Origin of the sequence: Sphingomonas sp. ATCC 31555 (genome assembly GCF_000282895.1) — a bacterium.
In the GTDB taxonomy this organism is placed as follows: domain Bacteria; phylum Pseudomonadota; class Alphaproteobacteria; order Sphingomonadales; family Sphingomonadaceae; genus Sphingomonas.
This window is the reverse complement of the sequence record NZ_ALBQ01000032.1, coordinates 49,780-66,951: the sequence shown is the minus strand read 5'-3', so window position 1 is coordinate 66,951 and position 17,172 is coordinate 49,780. Positions and strand designations below refer to the sequence as shown.

Annotated in this window: 16 protein-coding genes; 2 read left to right on the top strand and 14 right to left on the bottom strand. The window is 65.3% G+C overall.

From position 1 onward, the window contains the following. Nucleotides 1-19: 19 nt before the first annotated feature. From B215_RS0113980 to B215_RS0113965, 4 genes are all read right to left on the bottom strand, one after another. Entirely contained in the window at nucleotides 20-1,060 is a 1,041-nt protein-coding gene (locus tag B215_RS0113980; protein ID WP_019370270.1) for a cupin-like domain-containing protein, read from the bottom strand. Next, nucleotides 1,057-1,779 (bottom strand): SapC family protein, encoded by a 723-nt coding sequence (locus B215_RS0113975; RefSeq protein WP_019370269.1) that lies wholly within the window; start codon nucleotides 1,777-1,779, stop codon nucleotides 1,057-1,059. The genes B215_RS0113980 and B215_RS0113975 overlap by 4 nt, the downstream gene beginning before the upstream one ends. 146 nt (nucleotides 1,780-1,925) lie before the next feature. Next, nucleotides 1,926-5,063, bottom strand: coding sequence for a TonB-dependent receptor (locus B215_RS0113970; RefSeq protein ID WP_026009259.1), 3,138 nt, complete (start codon nucleotides 5,061-5,063; stop codon nucleotides 1,926-1,928). Nucleotides 5,064-5,366: 303 nt separating this feature from the next. Beyond that, nucleotides 5,367-6,203: an HpcH/HpaI aldolase/citrate lyase family protein gene (locus tag B215_RS0113965; protein ID WP_026009258.1), complete on the bottom strand. Its 837-nt coding sequence runs from the start codon at nucleotides 6,201-6,203 to the stop codon at nucleotides 5,367-5,369. A gap of 135 nt (nucleotides 6,204-6,338) precedes the next feature. Here B215_RS0113965 and B215_RS0113960 point away from each other — a divergent pair, with 135 nt between their 5' ends. Then, the gene (locus B215_RS0113960) at nucleotides 6,339-7,922 is read left to right on the top strand and encodes a family 43 glycosylhydrolase (protein ID WP_026009257.1); all 1,584 of its coding nucleotides are present in this window, start codon (nucleotides 6,339-6,341) and stop codon (nucleotides 7,920-7,922) included. Between the two features lie 57 nt (nucleotides 7,923-7,979). Here B215_RS0113960 and B215_RS0113955 read toward each other — a convergent pair whose 3' ends face one another. The 6 genes from B215_RS0113955 to B215_RS0113930 all read right to left on the bottom strand — a co-directional run bounded on the left by B215_RS0113955 (nucleotide 7,980) and on the right by B215_RS0113930 (nucleotide 12,827). Beyond that, the gene (locus tag B215_RS0113955) at nucleotides 7,980-8,759 is read right to left on the bottom strand and encodes an SDR family NAD(P)-dependent oxidoreductase (protein WP_019370265.1); all 780 of its coding nucleotides are present in this window, start codon (nucleotides 8,757-8,759) and stop codon (nucleotides 7,980-7,982) included. 13 nt (nucleotides 8,760-8,772) lie between these two features. Continuing rightward, nucleotides 8,773-9,963 carry a zinc-dependent alcohol dehydrogenase gene (locus B215_RS0113950; protein WP_019370264.1) on the bottom strand — a complete coding sequence of 397 codons (1,191 nt, stop codon included), beginning with the start codon at nucleotides 9,961-9,963 and terminating at the stop codon, nucleotides 8,773-8,775. Further along, the gene (locus tag B215_RS0113945; protein ID WP_152997778.1) at nucleotides 9,963-10,556 is read right to left on the bottom strand and encodes an SRPBCC family protein; all 594 of its coding nucleotides are present in this window, start codon (nucleotides 10,554-10,556) and stop codon (nucleotides 9,963-9,965) included. The genes B215_RS0113950 and B215_RS0113945 overlap by 1 nt, the downstream gene beginning before the upstream one ends. Before the next feature lie 23 nt (nucleotides 10,557-10,579). Then, entirely contained in the window at nucleotides 10,580-10,726 is a 147-nt protein-coding gene (locus B215_RS21390; protein WP_019370262.1) for a hypothetical protein, read from the bottom strand. Nucleotides 10,727-10,896: 170 nt separating this feature from the next. Next, nucleotides 10,897-11,871: a Gfo/Idh/MocA family protein gene (locus B215_RS0113935; protein ID WP_019370261.1), complete on the bottom strand. Its 975-nt coding sequence runs from the start codon at nucleotides 11,869-11,871 to the stop codon at nucleotides 10,897-10,899. After that, nucleotides 11,868-12,827, bottom strand: coding sequence for an MDR/zinc-dependent alcohol dehydrogenase-like family protein (locus B215_RS0113930; RefSeq protein WP_019370260.1), 960 nt, complete (start codon nucleotides 12,825-12,827; stop codon nucleotides 11,868-11,870). Before B215_RS0113930 ends, B215_RS0113935 begins: the two co-directional genes overlap by 4 nt. A 47-nt stretch (nucleotides 12,828-12,874) precedes the next feature. Between B215_RS0113930 and B215_RS0113925 the strand changes: the two genes are divergently transcribed. Beyond that, nucleotides 12,875-13,399, top strand: a complete 525-nt coding sequence (locus tag B215_RS0113925) for a DUF1003 domain-containing protein (RefSeq protein ID WP_019370259.1) — start codon at nucleotides 12,875-12,877, stop codon at nucleotides 13,397-13,399. A gap of 50 nt (nucleotides 13,400-13,449) precedes the next feature. On the opposite strand, the gene B215_RS0113920 is transcribed toward B215_RS0113925, so the two are convergent. The 4 genes from B215_RS0113920 to B215_RS0113905 are packed head-to-tail and all read right to left on the bottom strand — an operon-like array spanning nucleotide 13,450 to nucleotide 16,959. Further along, the gene (locus B215_RS0113920) at nucleotides 13,450-14,556 is read right to left on the bottom strand and encodes an inositol-3-phosphate synthase (protein ID WP_037513791.1); all 1,107 of its coding nucleotides are present in this window, start codon (nucleotides 14,554-14,556) and stop codon (nucleotides 13,450-13,452) included. Next, complete coding sequence (locus B215_RS0113915; RefSeq protein ID WP_019370257.1) at nucleotides 14,556-15,557, bottom strand: glycosyl hydrolase; 1,002 nt, start codon at nucleotides 15,555-15,557, stop codon at nucleotides 14,556-14,558. Before B215_RS0113915 ends, B215_RS0113920 begins: the two co-directional genes overlap by 1 nt. Further along, on the bottom strand, nucleotides 15,554-16,363 hold the full coding sequence (locus tag B215_RS0113910) for a TIGR04290 family methyltransferase (protein WP_019370256.1): 810 nt from the start codon (nucleotides 16,361-16,363) through the stop codon (nucleotides 15,554-15,556). The genes B215_RS0113915 and B215_RS0113910 overlap by 4 nt, the downstream gene beginning before the upstream one ends. Beyond that, nucleotides 16,360-16,959, bottom strand: coding sequence for a histidine phosphatase family protein (locus B215_RS0113905; RefSeq protein ID WP_019370255.1), 600 nt, complete (start codon nucleotides 16,957-16,959; stop codon nucleotides 16,360-16,362). The genes B215_RS0113910 and B215_RS0113905 overlap by 4 nt, the downstream gene beginning before the upstream one ends. Nucleotides 16,960-17,172 lie beyond the last annotated feature (213 nt).

The window sequence follows — 17,172 nt, the reverse complement described above, 5'->3', positions numbered from 1 at the left end:
CGGCCGTCGGGCGGAATTGCTAGCGGTTGAGCCGGTTCAGCAGCTGCGCACGCAGCCTTCGTGCCTGCACCGCGTCGATCGGGGCCAGCGGCCCCCGCGCCGCCTGGGGCAGATGCGCGCCCGCCCGCTCCGGCGCGCCGAATACATAATAGTCGAACAGCGCCTGCCAAGCGCGCTTCTCCGCTGCCGGGCGGTCGCGCAGGCTGAGCAGTGCGTGCAGCAGTGTCAGTTGCGGCGTGTCCAGCCAGGCGGGGCTGGTATTCCACCAATAGTTCACCAGCACGTTGAACGGCCCCAGCGCCTCCACATGGTGCCACCACATGGCGGGGTAAAAAAGCAGGTCGCCCGCTTCCATCTCGGCCACCTGCGCGGTCGCCATCGCATCCCGAAATCCGGGGAAGCGCTCGAAATCGGGCGCCGCGAAATCGACCATGCTTACGACCTGGCCGCCCGGCGTCGGTTCCAGCGGACCCGGATACAGGTTCGCCACCTGATCCGGCGGGAACAGTGTGAAGCGTCGCCGGCCAACTGCGCAGACCGCCAGATTGTGCGACATGTCGTAGTGGCAGCTGGCGATCGTGCGGTTGCCGATCCAGATGCTCGCCAGCGGCGGATGCGCGGCGAACATCGGATGGTTGAGTGCGAGGTCGTTCTCTTCGCGTAAGCCGGGCAGATAGGTATCGAGATCGGTGGAGCCGACATAGAAGCTGGGCGCGCCTGCCACATCCACCTGCGAGCGCATCTCCTCCAGCAGCGCCGACAGCGGCTCGCGGCGGCCGCTGAAGTTCAGGCCGCTCACGTCTTCGGTATAGAAGAACCGGCCGCCAATCTCCGGCGCCCCCCGGAAGGCAACGACCGGCCGGCCAGCATCGAAGCGCTTCAGCAGGTCCATCGCGGCGTCGCCAGAGGCACGCCCGGCGCGCACCAGCGGCCAGTCGGCGGCGACGCCCTTTAGGATCACCGGCGCCTGCCCTGCCAGCAATTCGTCATAGGGGATCGCATCCGGCGCTACGCTTTCGATCACCTGCACGGCCGGGGCGGAGGCGGCAACCCGGTTCACCGATCGGCTGCCTGCGCGTTCTTGCGCTCGATCAGCGCGCTGATGTTCCCGATCGAACTGGCCACCATATAGGCCTGGCCCAGCAGACCGGCCTGACGCAGCCGATCGAGATCGGCAACGGGCAGCGCATCGAGCCGCTCGCGGGACAACATCTGGAATCCCTCGATCACATAGCGCCGTCCGCCATGCAGCGTCACTTCAATGGCATTGGCCTCGAGAAGGTCGAGCTCACGGAACAGTGCGTAGACCGGCGCAGCCGCGCCTAGGCCAGCGTGAATCCGCCCGAGGACCTTCGACACATGCTCCAGGTACGGGCTCGCACCGCCCTGGGGGAGGAACAGCGGCTCCCCATCGTCCACGCCCACACGGGGATCGTCGAGATCAATATGAACCGTCGGCCCCTCGTCCGGATCGGCCCCATCACCGGGAATTCCGATCGAGAACGGGCCGCGCTGCTGGAGCGCCGGCACATAGCGACTGGTCCAACGCTGCCCATCGAAAAACAGATTTTCGTCGCGATCCAGCCCGGTCAGCACCACGGCCTGCAGCCCTTCCTGCGGCTCTTCGCGGAACAGTATGGGAAATTCGCGCTGGGCCGCCTCAAACTCGGTGGGGAAGATCAGCAACTGATTGGCGGCGTCGCCGAACGCAGCACCGTAGCGGAACGCGACCCGAAGGTCCTGGTGCAGCACATTGTCGAGTGCGACCGGTCTTGTCATGCGAACTCTATTCCTTTTCCCCGTGCGGTCGGCGCGCCGACGCAGGTTTGGCGACCATGGCCGAAAGCCGCCGCCCTCTCAACGGGCAAGCGAAAGGGCCGCTGCACATGGCAGCGGCCCTTCCTCTCCTACGGTATTCGCGTCGCTCAGAACTTGAAGCGAGCGCCGAGCAGGAAGCGGCGATCCAGTTCCTGCGCGAACCAAAGCTGCTTCTCGTCGCGGGCATAGGTCCGCACGCTCTCTTCGGTAAGGTTGATGCCTTCGAGCGTGATGGCGATCTGCGGCGTGATCTCGTAGCTGATGTTCATGTCGAGCTGGCCGAATGGCGCGGTGAACTCGGGGTTACGCGAGTTCTGCCGATTGATGCCCGACAGGGTCTTTCCGCGCCAGTTATAAGCAAGACGCGCGGAGATGCCGCTCTTCTCGTAGATCAGCGTACCGCTGGCAGTATCGCTCAGCCCGACCAGCGCGAACTGGTCCTGCGACGGATCGGCACCGATGTTGAACCCGACATTGCCGCGTACCAGCGTGTATTGCGCCGCGACGCCGAACCCGGTCGAACCCAGGAAGTACTGGCCGGCAACTTCGACGCCGTAAATTTCGGCATCCTTGTTGTTGATCGGCTGCGTCACCTGGAACTGCCACAGGGCATCGGTGCCATTGGCGACGATACGCGGACCGTTGTTGAGCGTCTGGAGGAACGCGCGGTCGAGCGTGCGAGTCTGCGCGTTGTACTGTGCGCTGAACTGCGACAGTGCCGCTGCCGTCGATCCGGTCGACTGGATCAGCGAGGTGAGCGCGTAGAGGTTTTCGTCGCTGGTATCCGCCCCGATGCCCTGCAACGCCGCGCGCGCAACGCCGGAACGGCTTCCCGCCACGGCAGAGGTAGGATCACGCAGGTCGAAAAGGGTCGAGTTGTACTGGCCATTGCCGATGAAGTTGCGGACGCGCTTGTCGAAGAACGACGCCGAGATGTAGCTGTCCGGCTTGAAGTACCATTCCAGCGACACGTCGAAATTGTCCGAAATCAGCGGACGCAGGCGAGCGTTACCCGTGTTGGCCGTGGGGATGCCGCCATTGATGCTGGGACGCGGCGGACCGAACACCGTCACGGAGGTGTAGAGGTTGTTGTAGTTCGGACGAGCGATCGTCTTGCTGTACGAAACGCGTGCCAGCAGGTTGCGCTGCAATTCGACCTGGAAGTCGACCTGCGGCAGGATGTTGTCGTAGCTGCCGCCATCGCTCAGATACTGGCTCTGGTTCGACAGAACGACCGTGAAGTCGTTGTCCGAATCCCACTCGATGCCGGCCGGAACCGCCGTAAGCGAGGTGGTGTGCGACTTGGTGTGCTCGTAGCGCAGGCCACCGACCAGACGCGCCGGTGCGTTGCCGATCTCACCCTTCCAGGTAAGCTGGCCATAGGCTGCCCAGATGTCTTCCTTGACGCGGTTGTCTGCCCGGCTGTTGACGGTCAGCGCGTTGCCGCGATTGGCATAGAAGGGCGACATCACCGAGAAGATGTTCGCAGCGTTGCCACGATAGGCGATCTGCGACTCCGGATCCGAGCCGGGATTGTAATGCTCGAACTTGCAGACGAGGCAGAAGGCCTGCAGCGCGCCCGGCGCCTGCCGCTGCACGTCGCCCGGGTTGGCAAGGCCCCAGTCACCCAGCGTCTGCTGCTGCTCGGTATAGGTCTGCGTGGTATCGACCTTGCGGAAGTTGCCGCCGAAGTCGAAGCGGCTGCCGTCGCCGAGATCCCAACCGAAGTCGGCGCGGATTTCCTTGACCTTCTGGTCCTGCAGCGAGCTGCGGGTGCGGCCGATCGACGAACCGACGGTGTTCAGGTTGATCGCAGTGCCCGGTGCCAGGGTGATATCCTGCTGCGGGATACCGGACAGATAGGTCACCGAGTGCGACTGCACGACGTTGGCACCCATGCCCATCAGCGTCGAACTATAGCCATTGGGGTTGTCCGGCCGGCTCGACGCCGAGCTGATGTGGCCATCGAGGTTCAACGTGAGGGTCGGCGTGATTTCCCAATTGGCATTCAGGCCGTAGTCCTCGATCTTGCTCTTCTGCGCGCGCGATTGCGCTTCGAAGCCTTCGTCCTTCAGACCGGTTTCATGCAGATAGGTTGCCGTCGCCACCGTCGGGTTGCTGTCGAACGTGACTTCGTCGAACGGGCGGTTGAACCAGTTCGACACGTCCGAACGCTCTTCGCGCTGCTTGTTCTGCGCATACAGCGCGTCGGCGGTCAGCGTCAGCGTGTCGGTCGGCTTGAACTGCACCGTGGCCTGGCCATTGATGCGTTCGCGGCTGCCCTCGGCATAGTGATAGCGGCTGTCGTTCGGGATCGCGACGAGCTGGTTCGGATTGCTCGGCGCGTTCTTCACGACCGTGCAGGTCGGCGTTGCGGCACCCGTGCAGGCGCCGCCGCTCCGTGCGAAACCGCCGGTCAGGAAGGTGCTGTACGGGATGATGTTCCAGTCGTTCGACGTTGCCGAAATCGACGTGAAATTGCGCTTCTGATAGCTGCCGAACAGGTTGACGCCAAAGCGCTGCTCCGGATCGCTCCAGCTCATCACGCCCGAAAATTCCGGAGTCACCTTCGAACCGCAATCGAGACAGCCGTCGACGCTGGTGTCGTACACGGCCTTGGCGCCGAGGCTGCCGCTGAAGCCCGACGTGCTGTTATCGAGCGGGCGGCGCGTGATGACGTTGATGGTCGCGCCGATGCCGCCCGACGGCACCGCGGCGCGGCCCGTCTTATAGACCTCGAGCGTCCGGACGCCTTCCGTCGCGAGGTTGGAGAAGTCGAACGAGCGGGTGGTGCCCTGGGCACCGTCCGAGTTCTGGTCGCCACCGACCACGGCCACGTTGGCGGCGGCGAGCTGGCGGCCGTTCAACGTCACCATGTTGAAATTCGGGCCGAAGCCGCGCACGGTGACCAGCGAGCCTTCGCCGTTGGTGCGGTTGATCGAGACGCCGGGAATACGCTGCAGCGATTCGGCCAAGTTGGTGTCCGGGAACTTGCCGATATCTTCCGCGGAGATCGCGTCGACGATACCAGGCGCTTCGCGCTTGATCGCGATCGAGCGCTCAAGGCTGGCGCGGATGCCGGTGACGACGATTTCTTCGCCCTGAACCGATTCCTGGGTGGCCGCGGCACCGGTGGCAACGTTGTCGGCTTGTGCCTGCGCAAACGATGGCATCAGCAAACATGCAGATACGGCGAGCACCGACGCCGAGCGCGACAGTAGCGCGGAACGCTTCATACTGTTCATTTTCCCCTCCTCGATCGCCGCATATTTGCGGCGGAGCTCATTGATCATTGCGACCGCACGGCGCGTTCGCGTGGCGTTACCGCTATCAACTCGAACAATATTGTCAACGCAGGAAGCCAAAATCTGTCAGACAGGTTTGATTTTAGCCGCGACTGTGGTGCCAAAGTAACAGGGTTTGCTCGACTTCAACCCGTCGCGCCCGAAATAAAATCTACGCCGCACTGCAGCGAACCTGTCTGACAGACGGAGTATCGCGAAGGTAAAATGCCTCGGCTTTCTGCCGAAACCAGTCGCTGTATGCGGTTACACTTCGGCGCGCGCCAATAGCCGGCGTGCTTGTTCCAGATGCGGCCGATCGATCATCCGACCGTCGAGTTTCAGCGCGCCTGCCTCCGGGTTCGCCGCGAAGGCTGCCACGATCGCCTTGGCCGCGGCGATCTCCGAGTCGCTCGGGGTGAACCCAGAATTGATCGCCGGGATCTGGTTGGGATGTATCGCCAGCATGCCCGTAAAGCCGTCCCGCCGCCCGCGCGCAACATAGGCTGCTAGCCCATCCGCATCGCCGGTGTCGGGGTACACGGTCTCGATCGCAGCGACGCCGGCGGCATGGGCGCCGAACAGCGCCAGCGCCCGCACCATCGCGAAGGGTGCGGTGTAGCTCCCGTCCGGCTCGCGCGCTGCGCTGGCGCCGATGGCGGCGGGCAGATCCTCGGCACCCCAGCTCAGCCCGACAAGATGCCGCGTGACCGCCGCATAGCTGCCCAGCTGGAACAGCGCCGCCGGCGTCTCCGTGGCGATGGGCAGGATCGGCGGGCACGCCTCCCCCGCCGCGGCCAGCAGGCGTTCGATCGATGCCGCACCTTCCGCCTTGGGCAGCACCAGCCCCGCCGGCCGGTGCGGCAGCACGGCCGCCAGATCCGCTGCCACAGAATCGCTGCCGAGCGGATTGATCCGGACATAGCTGGGAACGGACGGGCCGGCGGCAAGCCATTCGGCAATCGCCTCGCGCGCGAAAGGCTTGCGCGTTGCCACCACCGAATCCTCGCAATCGAGGATCAGCGCATCGGCGCCGCTCGCGGCCGCCTTGGCGAAGCGCTCCGGCCGATCGCCGGGCACGAATAGAAGCGATCGCAGCTTCATCGTCATCCTCTCCCCTGTTGCGTGCGCCTTGCCATCATCGCCATCGGCCTGGCAACCGCGCCTTGCCCCTTGCGACGGCAGGGGATAGCAAAAGGCCGCCGGTGTCATCACCGACAGAAAAGACAGGAGACGAGGATGCGGCTGAGCCGAAGAGACGCGTTGGGCGCCGCCGCAGGAGGTGCCTTGCTGGGTGGCGCATCCCGAACAGTCGCCGAGCCGGCAGCGGCTTCTCCCTGGCGCCGCGGCGTCGAGGGCCAGCGCATCGCCGATCTGGGCGACGGCCGCTTCCTTAACCCGCTGCTCGCCGGCGATCGCCCGGACCCCGCGATCCTGAAGGACGGCGCGGATTATTATATGACCTTTTCCAGCTTCGATTCCTATCCGGGGCTGACGATCTGGCACTCGCGCGATCTGGTGAACTGGGCGCCGCGCAAAGCCGCACTCTCCCGCAACATCGGCTCGGTCTGGGCCGTGAGCCTGGAAAAGCATAACGGCCGCTACTTCCTCTATGTGCCGGTCAAGGCCAAGCCGAACGACATCTATGTGCTCTGGGCCGATCATATCGACGGCCCCTGGAGCGACCCCATTTCGCTGGGCCTGCGCGCCCATATCGATCCCTGCCATGCGGTGGGCGAGGATGGATCGCGATGGCTGTTCCTGTCAGGCGGCGATCGGGTGCGACTGGCGCCGGATGGCCTGTCGCTCGCCGGCGCCGTGGAACATGTCTACGATCCCTGGCGCTATCCCGAGGACTGGGTGGTCGAAGGCTTTTCGCCGGAAGGCCCGAAGATCCATCGCCACGGTGACTGGTTCTACATGATCACTGCGGTGGGCGGCACCGCCGGTCCGCCGACCGGCCACATGGTAATTGCCGCGCGATCGCGCTCGATCCACGGTCCGTGGGAGAATTGCCCCGCCAATCCACTGGTACGCACCTCCCGCCTGGAGGAGAAGTGGTGGTCCCGCGGACACGCCTCGCTCGTCGAGGCGCCCGACGGCAGCTGGTGGTCGGTCTATCACGGCTATGAGAATGGCTTTTGGACGCTGGGCCGCCAGGCGCTGCTCGATCCAATCGAATGGACCGCCGATGGGTGGTTCCGGATGACGGGCGGCGATCTCTCGCGGCCCCTGCCTAAGCCACGCGGCGGCCCCGCCGTGCCGCATGGACAGCGGCTGTCCGACAGGTTCGAGCGGCTCGAACTCGGCAGTAAATGGAACTTCTTCCGGCCCGCTCCCGACGAAGCTGCACGCGCGCGGGCCGAAGATGGTGCGCTGGTGCTTAAGGCACGCGGCACTGCTCCCAGCGACAGTTCGCCGCTGATGCTGATCGCGGGCGACCAGGCCTATCAGTTCGAGTGCGACGTAGAACTCGGGGCCGGCACCACCGCTGGGCTGCTACTCTTCTACGACGATAAGCTTTATTGCGGGCTGGGGTTCGACGAAAAGCGCTTCGTCACGCACCAATATGGCATGGAGCGCGGCCGCCCGGCCAACCCGCACGGGCAGCGGATGCGCATCCGCGTGACCAATGATCGCCACATCGTCTCCTTCCACACCAGCGGCGATGACGGCGCGACGTGGAAGCGGTTCGATCGGGGCATGGAAGTGTCGGGCTACCACCACAATGTGCGCGGAGGCTTCCTGATGCTGCGGCCGGCCCTTTATTCGGCGGGCGCGGGCGAGACGCGGTTCCGGGATTTCCGGTTCCGGGCGCTGTAGCGCCGAGCGCCTATGGCTCGCGCCCCCTCCCGCAAGCGGGAGGGGAATGCATGCTGGTTATTCGCCGCTGCCGGGCTCGGCGATCTTGCGGTGCTGCTCGGCGGTTACCGATTGCGGCAGCACGCCGGCGCCGGCCACCTGCAGCTTGTTCGAGATGCCCGAGACGATGTTGTCCGTCCCCTTCATCAGCGCCGTCCAGCCATCCTTGGCGACATCGGCGGGATCGGACTTGCTCTCGCTCTGGCCAACCTTGGTGTCCATCATGCCGGCGCGCTCGAAGAACTCGGTCTCAACCGGGCCCGGCAGCAACGTCGTGATGGTGATGCCCTTCACGTCCTTCAGCTCGTTGCGGATCGCTGCGGCGAAATTATCCACGAACGCCTTGGTGCCGTTATACACCGCCTGGAAGCTGCCCGGGATCCAGCCCGCGATCGATCCGGTGATCAGCACCTTGCCTTCCCCTGCATCGCGCATCTGCCGCAGCACTTTCTGCAGCAGATAGACGGTTCCGGTAACGTTGGTGTCGATCACGTGTCGCCATTCGGCGACGTCCTGATCGAGGAAGCCGCCGCCCAGGCCGTGACCGGCATTGGCGCAGAGCAGATCGACCCGCCGCCCGCCAGCTGCCGACAGCAGCCGGTCGACGCCTTCGATGGTGGAAAGGTCGGTCTCCACCGACTGGACGTCGACGCCCTCGCCCTTCAGCGCGGCGGCGGCGTCGACCAGCGGGGTGTCGGCTACCACCAGCAGGTCATAGCCGTCGCGCGCCGCGAGCCGCGCGAGTTCCAGGCCGATGCCGGTTGAGGCACCGGTCACGATCGCAAATTTGTTCGCCATTTTCCGCGCCTCCTTATTCGGCCGCCAGCGCCATGCCGGGCTTCAGCACGACCTTGGTCACTTCGTTTTGGTTGTCGTGGAACATCTTGTAGCCCTCGGGCGCCTGCTCCAGCGGCAGCGTGTGGCTGATCAGGAAGGTCGTATCGATCTTGTCTTCCATGATCGCGTTGAGCAGCGCAGGCATATAGTGCTGGACATGGGTCTGGCCGGTCTTCAGCGTCAGCCCCTTCTCCATCAGCGCGCCGAGCGGGAACTTGTCGACGAAGCCGCCATAGACCGCCGGCATCGAGACGCGCCCGCCCTTGCGGCAGGCGAGGATCGCCTGGCGGATCGAGTGGATGCGATCGGTACCGAGGAAGGTCGACTTCTTGATCTGGTCGAGCACGTTGTCGACGAAGAAGCCGTGCGCCTCCAGGCCCACGCTGTCGATCACCGCATCGGGCCCGATGCCACCGGTCATCTCGAACAGCGCGGCCGCCGTGTCGGTCTCCTCGAAGTTGATCGTCTCCGCGCCGAAGCGGCGGGCGAGTTCGAGGCGACGCGGGAAATGGTCGATCGCGATGACGCGCTCGGCGCCCATCAGGAAGGCCGACTGCACCGCGAACAGGCCGACCGGACCGCAGCCCCACACTGCAACGGTATCGCCCGGCTCGATCTCGGCATTTTCCGCCGCCATCCAGCCGGTGGGCAGGATATCGGAGAGGAACAGCACCTTGTCGTCCTCGATCCCGTCCGGGATCACGATCGGACCGACATCGCTGAACGGCACGCGGACATATTCGGCCTGGCCGCCGGCATGGCCGCCGGTGAGGTGGCTGTAGCCGAACAAGGCGCCCATCGGCTGGCCGTACATTTCCTGCCCGAGGTCCTGGTTGTCGGCGGGCAGCCCGTTCTCGCAGGCGGAGTACTGGTGCTTGCCGCAATGATAGCAGGAGCCGCAGGAGATGGTGAACGGCACCACCACGCGCTGCCCCTTCTTCAAGGTCGATTTGGCGCCGGTTTCCACCACCTCGCCCATGAACTCATGGCCGAGGATGTCGCCGGCCATCATCGTCGGGATGAAGCCGTCATAGAGGTGGAGGTCGGAGCCGCAGATCGCGGTCGACGTGATCTTGATGATCGCGTCGCGCGGGTTGAGAATTTCGGGATCATCGACCGTGTCGACGCGAACGTCATGCTTGCCGTGCCAGGTGAGTGCGCGCATCAGCTCCGCTCCTCTTCGAGTTGCTTGTGGGTGCGCGACGATGTCGCGACTTCGCCGGTTTCCATCAGCTGCTTGAAGCGCCGCAGGTCACGCTGCGCCTGCATCTTCGGTTCGCGTTGGAAGATGCGCGAGATGATGCGGCCCAGCGTACCATAGGGCTGCGCATAGTTGATCGTCGCCACGACAACGGTGCCGCGATTGCCGGCGTCGCGAAACTCGATGCGGCCGCTATTGGCGATGTCGGCACCGTCTTCGGAAGCCCAGGCGATCAGTTCGCCCTCGCGATCCTCGGTGATGCGCGAATCCCATTCCACCGTGCCGCCGCCCGGCGCCTTCACCACCCAGTGGCTGCGCTCGCGGTCGAGCACGTCGATCCGTACGACGTTGTCCAGGATCGGCGGCAAGTTCGAAAAGTCGCGCCAGAAGGCATAGCATTCGTCGCGGGACCGATTGATTGTAACGGCGCGTGCGACAAGCCTGTCGCCGCGCTGCACGATCAGGCTATCGGTCGCTTCGTCGATCGCCTGGCGTTCGTTGTTGGCAGTACTCAGCGGCGCGTCGTCTTGCGACGCGCGGTTCATCGTGTCGGCCATGTCTGTGCTCCTGCTGGCGGGCCTCAGCCTCGGGGCGATCCGGGCATGCGTTCGGGCGTGTCGTCGGCGCCCTCCGCGGGCGCTGGCGTCGACGTCCCGGCGGGGTTGGTTTCGGTCGAGCCGGGGTGGCGCTGCTCGTCGCGCACCTCGGGCTCGTTTGGCGTGGCCATGATCCAATCTCCTGCACTCTGGGGAGGAAGTGCAGAGAGAACCACCGGCAGGGCGAGGGGTTGCAATTTTTGTCCGAAATTGACGCAGGTTAGGAGCGGCCGAGCGCATCACGACTCTGGTGCGCCTGCCCGCTCCACCCGTGTTGCCTCCGCAACCGGAGGATTAGTGACTATCGTCCGTAGATGCGGTCCAGCACGGCGGCGGAACGGGCGAAATACTCCGCTTCCACGTCGAAGCGCGATGATCGTGCCAACTGCTCCGCCCAGGTGGCAGCGGCGCGGGCGCCCCATGCATCGGGCGGGCTCGCCAGCGCTGCTTTCGACGTGCCGGTGAAGCGCTCTGCGACGAAGTCGTAGAAGCTGCCGCCCGTATTGCGCAGCGCCGCACCGCCTTCAGTGCCGTAGAACACCGCCGAAATCTCGGCATCGGTCCCCGCATGCACTCGCCACGAACAGGCGAGCCGCACATCGGTATCCCCGGCGCGGAACGCTGCGGTGGCATAGTCTTCGACCTGATCGTGGCCCAGCGGCTGCCCCTTCGCCCGCAGGGACGCTGTAACGCCCTCCACCGCGGGAAAGCCCAAGGTCCACAGCGCGAGGTCGACCAGGTGCACGCCCAGATCAATCACGCAGCCGCCGCCCGATTGTGCGGGGTCATAGAACCATGGCTTGTCCGGCCCATACGCGTTGTGAAACACCAGATCGACCGCGAAGACATGGCCGAGCGCCCCGCTCCGCACCAGCGCCGCGATGGCCCGCATGCCTTCGGTATGGCGATAGGACAGATCAACGCCCAGGAGCCGGTCCGCCGTGCGGGCGGCGGCGATCACCGCGTCCACTTCGGCGGCGGTGCGACCCACCGGCTTCTGGCAGAACACCGCGGCGCCGGCTTCCAGTGCGCGAATGCTCTGCTCCGCGTGCATCGCGCTGGGCGTGGCGATGACGATGCCGTCGAGGCCGAGCCCCAGCATCGCCTCCAGCCCGTCGACCGCCCGCGCGTCTGGCGCCAGCGCCCGCGCCTGATCGGCGCATTCCGCCGAGGGATCGGCGAACGCCGCAGCCTCGATCGCGCCGGTGGCGAGCATCGCTTCCATGCGGTGGCGACCGATCCAGCCGGTGCCGAGAAATCCTACCCTGGGCTTCATCGGAACATGACCAGCGCCTTGACGAAATGCTCGGGCTTGTCGCGCGTCGCCGCCAGCGCCTCGCCGAGTTCCTCCAGCGCATAGCGATGCGTGTAGAGCGGGGACGGGTCCAGCCGCCCGCTCGCCACCGCGTCGACCGCCTCGCGCAGCCCCTGCATCTGCACCGCGGGGTCGCGCTCATGGGCGTTGATCACGTCGATGCCCTTCCAGTTCCAGCCCTGCATGTTCACCTGGCGCGGCCCGTCCTGGTGATAGCCGGCCACCACCAGCTTGCCACCGAACCCGACCAGTTCCCCGGCCAGATCGAGCGGCCATTGCTTGCCGACCGCCTCGATCACCCGCGCGCACATCGCCTCTTCGGTCAGCGCCTTGACCGCATCGATGATCGCATAGTGATCGTGCATCGGGATCGTCTCGACCGCGCCATAGTGCCGGGCGAGATCGAGCGACTCCTGCCTCCGCGAGATCGCGATCACCCGCGCGCCGGCGTCGCTGGCCAGCCTGGTGAGCACCGCGCCGAGAAAGCCGATGCCGATGATCGCCACCGTCTGGCCTTCGCGGATGTCGCTGCGACGGAAGATGTTGAACGCGCAGCCCAAGGGTTCGCCGGGAAAGGGCTGGCCGGAGAGGCTGTCGGGCAGCTTCACCACCATGTCGGCCTTGGCGACGTCATAGTCGGCGAAGCTGCGGAAGGAGAGCGATGCCACGCGATCGCCCGGCATCAGCCCTTCGACGCCCTCGCCCACCACGTCGATCTCGCCCCAGCCCTCATGGCCGAGCCCGCCGGGCTCGCCGGGGAACTGGCTCCAGGGCTGGCCCTGCCACGGCTCGACATTGGAGGCGCACACGCCGCAGCCTTCCAGCCGGATGCGCACCTCGCCCGGGCCGGGCGCGGGCAGCGTCGCGGTTTCGATCCGGAACTGCTCCGGCCCTTCGAGGATCGCCGCGCGCATCATGCGCCCTCTCCGTGCAACCAATTGATTTCACCCGATGTTGGGGGTCGATGATCGAACCACGCCAGGGCATGGGCGCCACGCTCCGCCAGAACATCGAAGACCTCACGGCGCGGCAGCGCGAGGATGCCGAGCGCGCACCGCTCAGTGACAAGGTGGCGGATCGGATCACCCGCTTCACGGGATCGATGACGTTCGTGGTGCTGCATCTGGTCCTCTTCGGAGTCTGGATTTCCGTCAATCTCGGTGTGCTGCCGATCGTACCGCGCTTCGATCCCACCTTCGTTGCGCTGGCGATGGTCGCCTCGGTGGAAGCGATCTTCCTCTCCACCTTCGTGCTGATCAGCCAGAACCGCATGGCCACCGTCGCGGACCGCCGCGCCGACCTCGATCTGCATGTCGGCCTGCTCACCGAGCATGAGCTGACCAAGCTCGCCGGACTGGTCGAGCGCATTGCCGACCGGCTCGACATCCGCGCCGACGATCCCGAGTTCGCGGAAATCCACGCCGATGTGGAACCCGTCCAGGTGCTCGACGCGCTGGACGAAAGCCGCAAGGAAAAGGGGATCGACTGAGTCCTTCCATTCCTCCCCGTTCCGGGGAGGAATTTGGGTGCCCGCCACCCTCACTTCCCCGCGATGAATGCTTCCACCGCCTCATATGCAGCATCGTCGGTCATCTGCTGGGGCGGGTGCTTGCAGAACCATGCCGAGGCCGGAAGGATCGCCCCCGCCAGCCCCCGGTCGCGCGCCAGCTTGGCGCAGCGGATCATGTCGATCGCCACGCCCGCGCTGTTGGGGCTGTCCTCCACCGAGAGGCGGAGCTCGAGGTTCATCGGCACCCCACCGAACATCTGCCCTTCCATGCGCAGGAAGCAGATCTTGTTGTCGTTCTGCCACGCGACATAGTCGCTGGGGCCGACATGGATGTTCTCGTCCTCCAGCCGGCTCTCGGCGACCGACTGCACCGCCTCGGTCTTCGATTCCTTCTTCGATGCCAGCCGGGTGCGGTTGAGCATGTTGAGGAAGTCGGTGTTGCCGCCGGTGTTGAGCTGGTAGGTCCGCTCCAGCTTGACGCCGCGCTTGCGGAACAGGTCGGTTAGCACGCGGTGGACAATCGTCGCCCCCAGCTGGGCCTTGATGTCGTCGCCGATGATCGGCACGCCCGCCGCTTCGAACCGCGCCGCCCATTCGGGATTGCTGGCGATGAACACCGGGATGTTGTTGACGAACGCCACCCCGGCTTCGAGCGCGCATTCGGCGTAGAATTCGGTTGCCGCCTGCGAGCCAACCGGCAGATAGTTCATCAGCACATGCGTGTTGGTATCGCGCAGTGCCTGGACCACCTCGGCCTTGCTCGGCTCCGCGCCATCCCCGAGCAGGAAGGTACGCTCCGGCGCATAGTTAGCCATGTGATCGGCGACGCCGTCCAGCACCTTGCCCATCCGGACCTTTGCACCGGTGTGCCGCACTTCCTCGCAGAACACCGCGGTGCAGTTGGGCTTGGCGAAGATCGCCTCGGCGACATCCTGCCCCACCTTTCGGCTGTCCACATCCCAGGCGGCGACGACCCGGATGTCGCTGGGGGCATAGCCGCCCAGCTCCGGGTGCATCAGCCCGACCATGTCGTTGGCACCCGCGCGGTAATGCTCGATTCCCTGGACGAGCGAGCTGGAACAATTGCCGACACCCACGAGCGCGACATTAATGGCATGGCGGTCTGGGGACAGCATCAGGCGGACCTCCTCTCGGCGGCGAGACGCTCGTCGCGGTTGAACAGCAAAGGGTTGAGCTCGGGCTGGCTGGTGGCCAGCATCACGGGCGCGGCGGGCGCCGCCACGGTGGCGGTGCCGGCATAGCGATCGATCATCCAGCCGCAGAAATCGGCAAAGGCCTGCGGATCGCGCGCCGGGCTGGTGTGGTGCGGCGCGATGCCGAGATGCTCGGGCGTGAAACAGAAGGTGACGGTGACGTCGAAATCCGCCAGCGCTTCCATCTGCCGATCGAACCAGTCGAGCGCATTTTCGCGGAAGCTGTCCGCCCAGCTGAGCCCGGTGCGGATGCGCCGCGTGCCGAGCCGCTTCATCCACGCCACCGCCTCGTCCAGCCGCGGATCGTGGAAATGGAACCACTGCATCAGCCCCACGTCGGCGGCATGCTCCGCATAGACGTCGAGCGCAGGCTTCGGCGTGCCGTCCTCGCGGATCAGGCCGAGGTAGAAATGGCGGTAATAGGAGGAGCCTTCCGCCTCGCGGTGGCGGGTCTCGGCGCCCCAGCTGGTCGGCAGGTCGAACAGCGAGTACCAGAAGACGCGCTCGGCACGCCCACGCAGCAGCTCTACAGTGCGGCGCAGGCCGAATTCCTGTACTTCCTCGGCGCCGAACGAGCTGACGCCCACCTCGGTGACCCAGACCGGCTTGTCTGTGACGGCCTGGATCTCGGCGATCTTGTCCGGCCAGGCGGAGAGCGGCCACAGGTTCCAGTCGAGCGGAAAGCCATGCACGGCCACCACGTCGACGGCATCGAGCGCGCCATGCGCTTCCATTCGCCGCAACCAGTGCGGGTCGATCGGCGACATGCCGCCGAGCACGCGGGGCAGCGTGGGGTTCACCGCGCGGATCGCGTTCCCGGCCGCGATCACATGCTCCGCGAACATCGACCAATCGGGATCGATCGCGGGATCCCAGTGCGACTTGTTGTTGGGCTCGTTCCAGAGCATCGCCGCTTCGATCATGCGGCGCCTCCCTTGGCCGGATAGACCGCGGCGGGGCCGTATTCCGCATAGGGCACGTCGGCGACGCGGCACCAATAGACTTCGGACTCCGGGTTCGCCTCGATCGTGAAGCCTGCCGCGCGCAGCATGGCCTGGCTGGCCGCCGCGTTGGGTGCCCACCAGTTGGTCCAGTCGTTTGCGAACTGCCGCTCGATGAAGTGCAGCTTGGGATAGCCGGGATCGTTGAAATAATGCGGCGGATCGAAGGTGCCGGGCATGTGGAAGGGATGATCCTCCGGCACCTCGGCGATCGCGTCCGACCCCTGCTGCATCGTCTGGAACAGCATATACTCGCCCGCGACATGTTCGCGGATCAGGTCCAGCGCCAGCAAGGGATGGCGCAGGTGATAGAGCACGCCCATGAAGATCACGATGTCGAACCGCCGTCCGAGCGCGGCCACGTCATAGACCGAGCGGTTATCGAAGCGGACATCGTCGTAGCCGAGCGCCTCGGCCGCGAAGCGCGCCTGCGCCAGATAGCGCTCGTCGCTGTCGATGCCGAGCACCTCGCCCGCCCCGCGCCGCTTCATCTCGAACGAATAGAAGCCCGCATTGCAGCCGATATCGAGGACCGAGCGCCCTTCCAGATCCTCCGGCAGCGCACCGGCGAAGCGCGCGAACTTGAAGGCGGGATAATCGCCGAGGAAATGGTCCGGCGCCGTCTCCACTCCATCGATGCGGATGTTCTGGAACCACGGCCCCAGCGCATCGATGCGCGCGCGCAGGTCTTCCGCCGGCGCGGGCCGCGCGGCTGCTAGGTTTCTCATTCCTGTCCCCCATTGAGCTTGAGCAGGCGCGAACCCCAGCCGCCGATCAGCAGCGTGCTGACCGATCCGGGATCCACGTCGAAGGCGAGCAGGCGATCAAGGCCCAGCCCGAGATAATGGGCGACGACGCCCCGAATGATGTCGCAGTGGCTGACACAGAGGAGCGTGCCACCCCAGCCACCCCGCACCAGCGCATCGATATGCCCCACGGCGCGCGCGGTAGCATCCGCCATCCCTTCCCCGTGGGGCGGCCGAGCGCCGGCGCGATTGCAGTTCCATTCGTGCCAGGCTGGATCCTGCTCCAGCGTATCGAAGCTGCGACCGGTCCATTCACCGAAATCGATTTCGTCCAGCGCTTCCACCACCTGCACATCGGCACCGACGCGCGCAGCGATGATATCCGCCGTCGCGCGGGTCCGTTCACGCGGGCTGCAGTGGATCGCGTCAATCGATGCCTCACGGGCAAAATGGGCGGCAAGCCACTGCGCCTGCGCCTGCCCCACAGCGGAAAGCGGTGATCGCGCGCTTCGACCGCTCAGCACATGGCCGACATCGTCGTGCGCGCCGTGTCGGATCAAATGTACTTTTGCAGTCATCAGCAGGTTTGCAGCCTATCAGCATCAACTTAGATGCTTCCGTAACGACTGCCGAAACCGAATAGTTCCACTTAACTTAAATTATCTTCACATATTCAGTGATATGTATTTTTGTCGTTACGTAACAATCAGGAGGAACAAGATGAAGAAGAAGCTGTTTGTTTCGATGACAGATGGACCCACTAGCAAGTCACATCTCTGTCACGACTTACT

Bases quoted from the DNA above. Each gene is read 5' to 3' on its own strand.
- B215_RS0113975 (WP_019370269.1), bottom strand. From the start codon at position 1,779: ATGACAAGACCGGTCGCACTCGACAATGTGCTGCACCAGGACCTTCGG.
- B215_RS0113970 (WP_026009259.1), bottom strand. From the start codon at position 5,063: ATGAACAGTATGAAGCGTTCCGCGCTACTGTCGCGCTCGGCGTCGGTG.
- B215_RS0113965 (WP_026009258.1), bottom strand. From the start codon at position 6,203: ATGAAGCTGCGATCGCTTCTATTCGTGCCCGGCGATCGGCCGGAGCGC.
- B215_RS0113960 (WP_026009257.1), top strand. From the start codon at position 6,339: ATGCGGCTGAGCCGAAGAGACGCGTTGGGCGCCGCCGCAGGAGGTGCC.
- B215_RS0113955 (WP_019370265.1), bottom strand. From the start codon at position 8,759: ATGGCGAACAAATTTGCGATCGTGACCGGTGCCTCAACCGGCATCGGC.
- B215_RS0113950 (WP_019370264.1), bottom strand. From the start codon at position 9,963: ATGCGCGCACTCACCTGGCACGGCAAGCATGACGTTCGCGTCGACACG.
- B215_RS0113945 (WP_152997778.1), bottom strand. From the start codon at position 10,556: ATGGCCGACACGATGAACCGCGCGTCGCAAGACGACGCGCCGCTGAGT.
- B215_RS21390 (WP_019370262.1), bottom strand. From the start codon at position 10,726: ATGGCCACGCCAAACGAGCCCGAGGTGCGCGACGAGCAGCGCCACCCC.
- B215_RS0113935 (WP_019370261.1), bottom strand. From the start codon at position 11,871: ATGAAGCCCAGGGTAGGATTTCTCGGCACCGGCTGGATCGGTCGCCAC.
- B215_RS0113930 (WP_019370260.1), bottom strand. From the start codon at position 12,827: ATGATGCGCGCGGCGATCCTCGAAGGGCCGGAGCAGTTCCGGATCGAA.
- B215_RS0113925 (WP_019370259.1), top strand. From the start codon at position 12,875: ATGATCGAACCACGCCAGGGCATGGGCGCCACGCTCCGCCAGAACATC.
- B215_RS0113920 (WP_037513791.1), bottom strand. From the start codon at position 14,556: ATGCTGTCCCCAGACCGCCATGCCATTAATGTCGCGCTCGTGGGTGTC.
- B215_RS0113915 (WP_019370257.1), bottom strand. From the start codon at position 15,557: ATGATCGAAGCGGCGATGCTCTGGAACGAGCCCAACAACAAGTCGCAC.
- B215_RS0113910 (WP_019370256.1), bottom strand. From the start codon at position 16,363: ATGAGAAACCTAGCAGCCGCGCGGCCCGCGCCGGCGGAAGACCTGCGC.
- B215_RS0113905 (WP_019370255.1), bottom strand. From the start codon at position 16,959: ATGACTGCAAAAGTACATTTGATCCGACACGGCGCGCACGACGATGTC.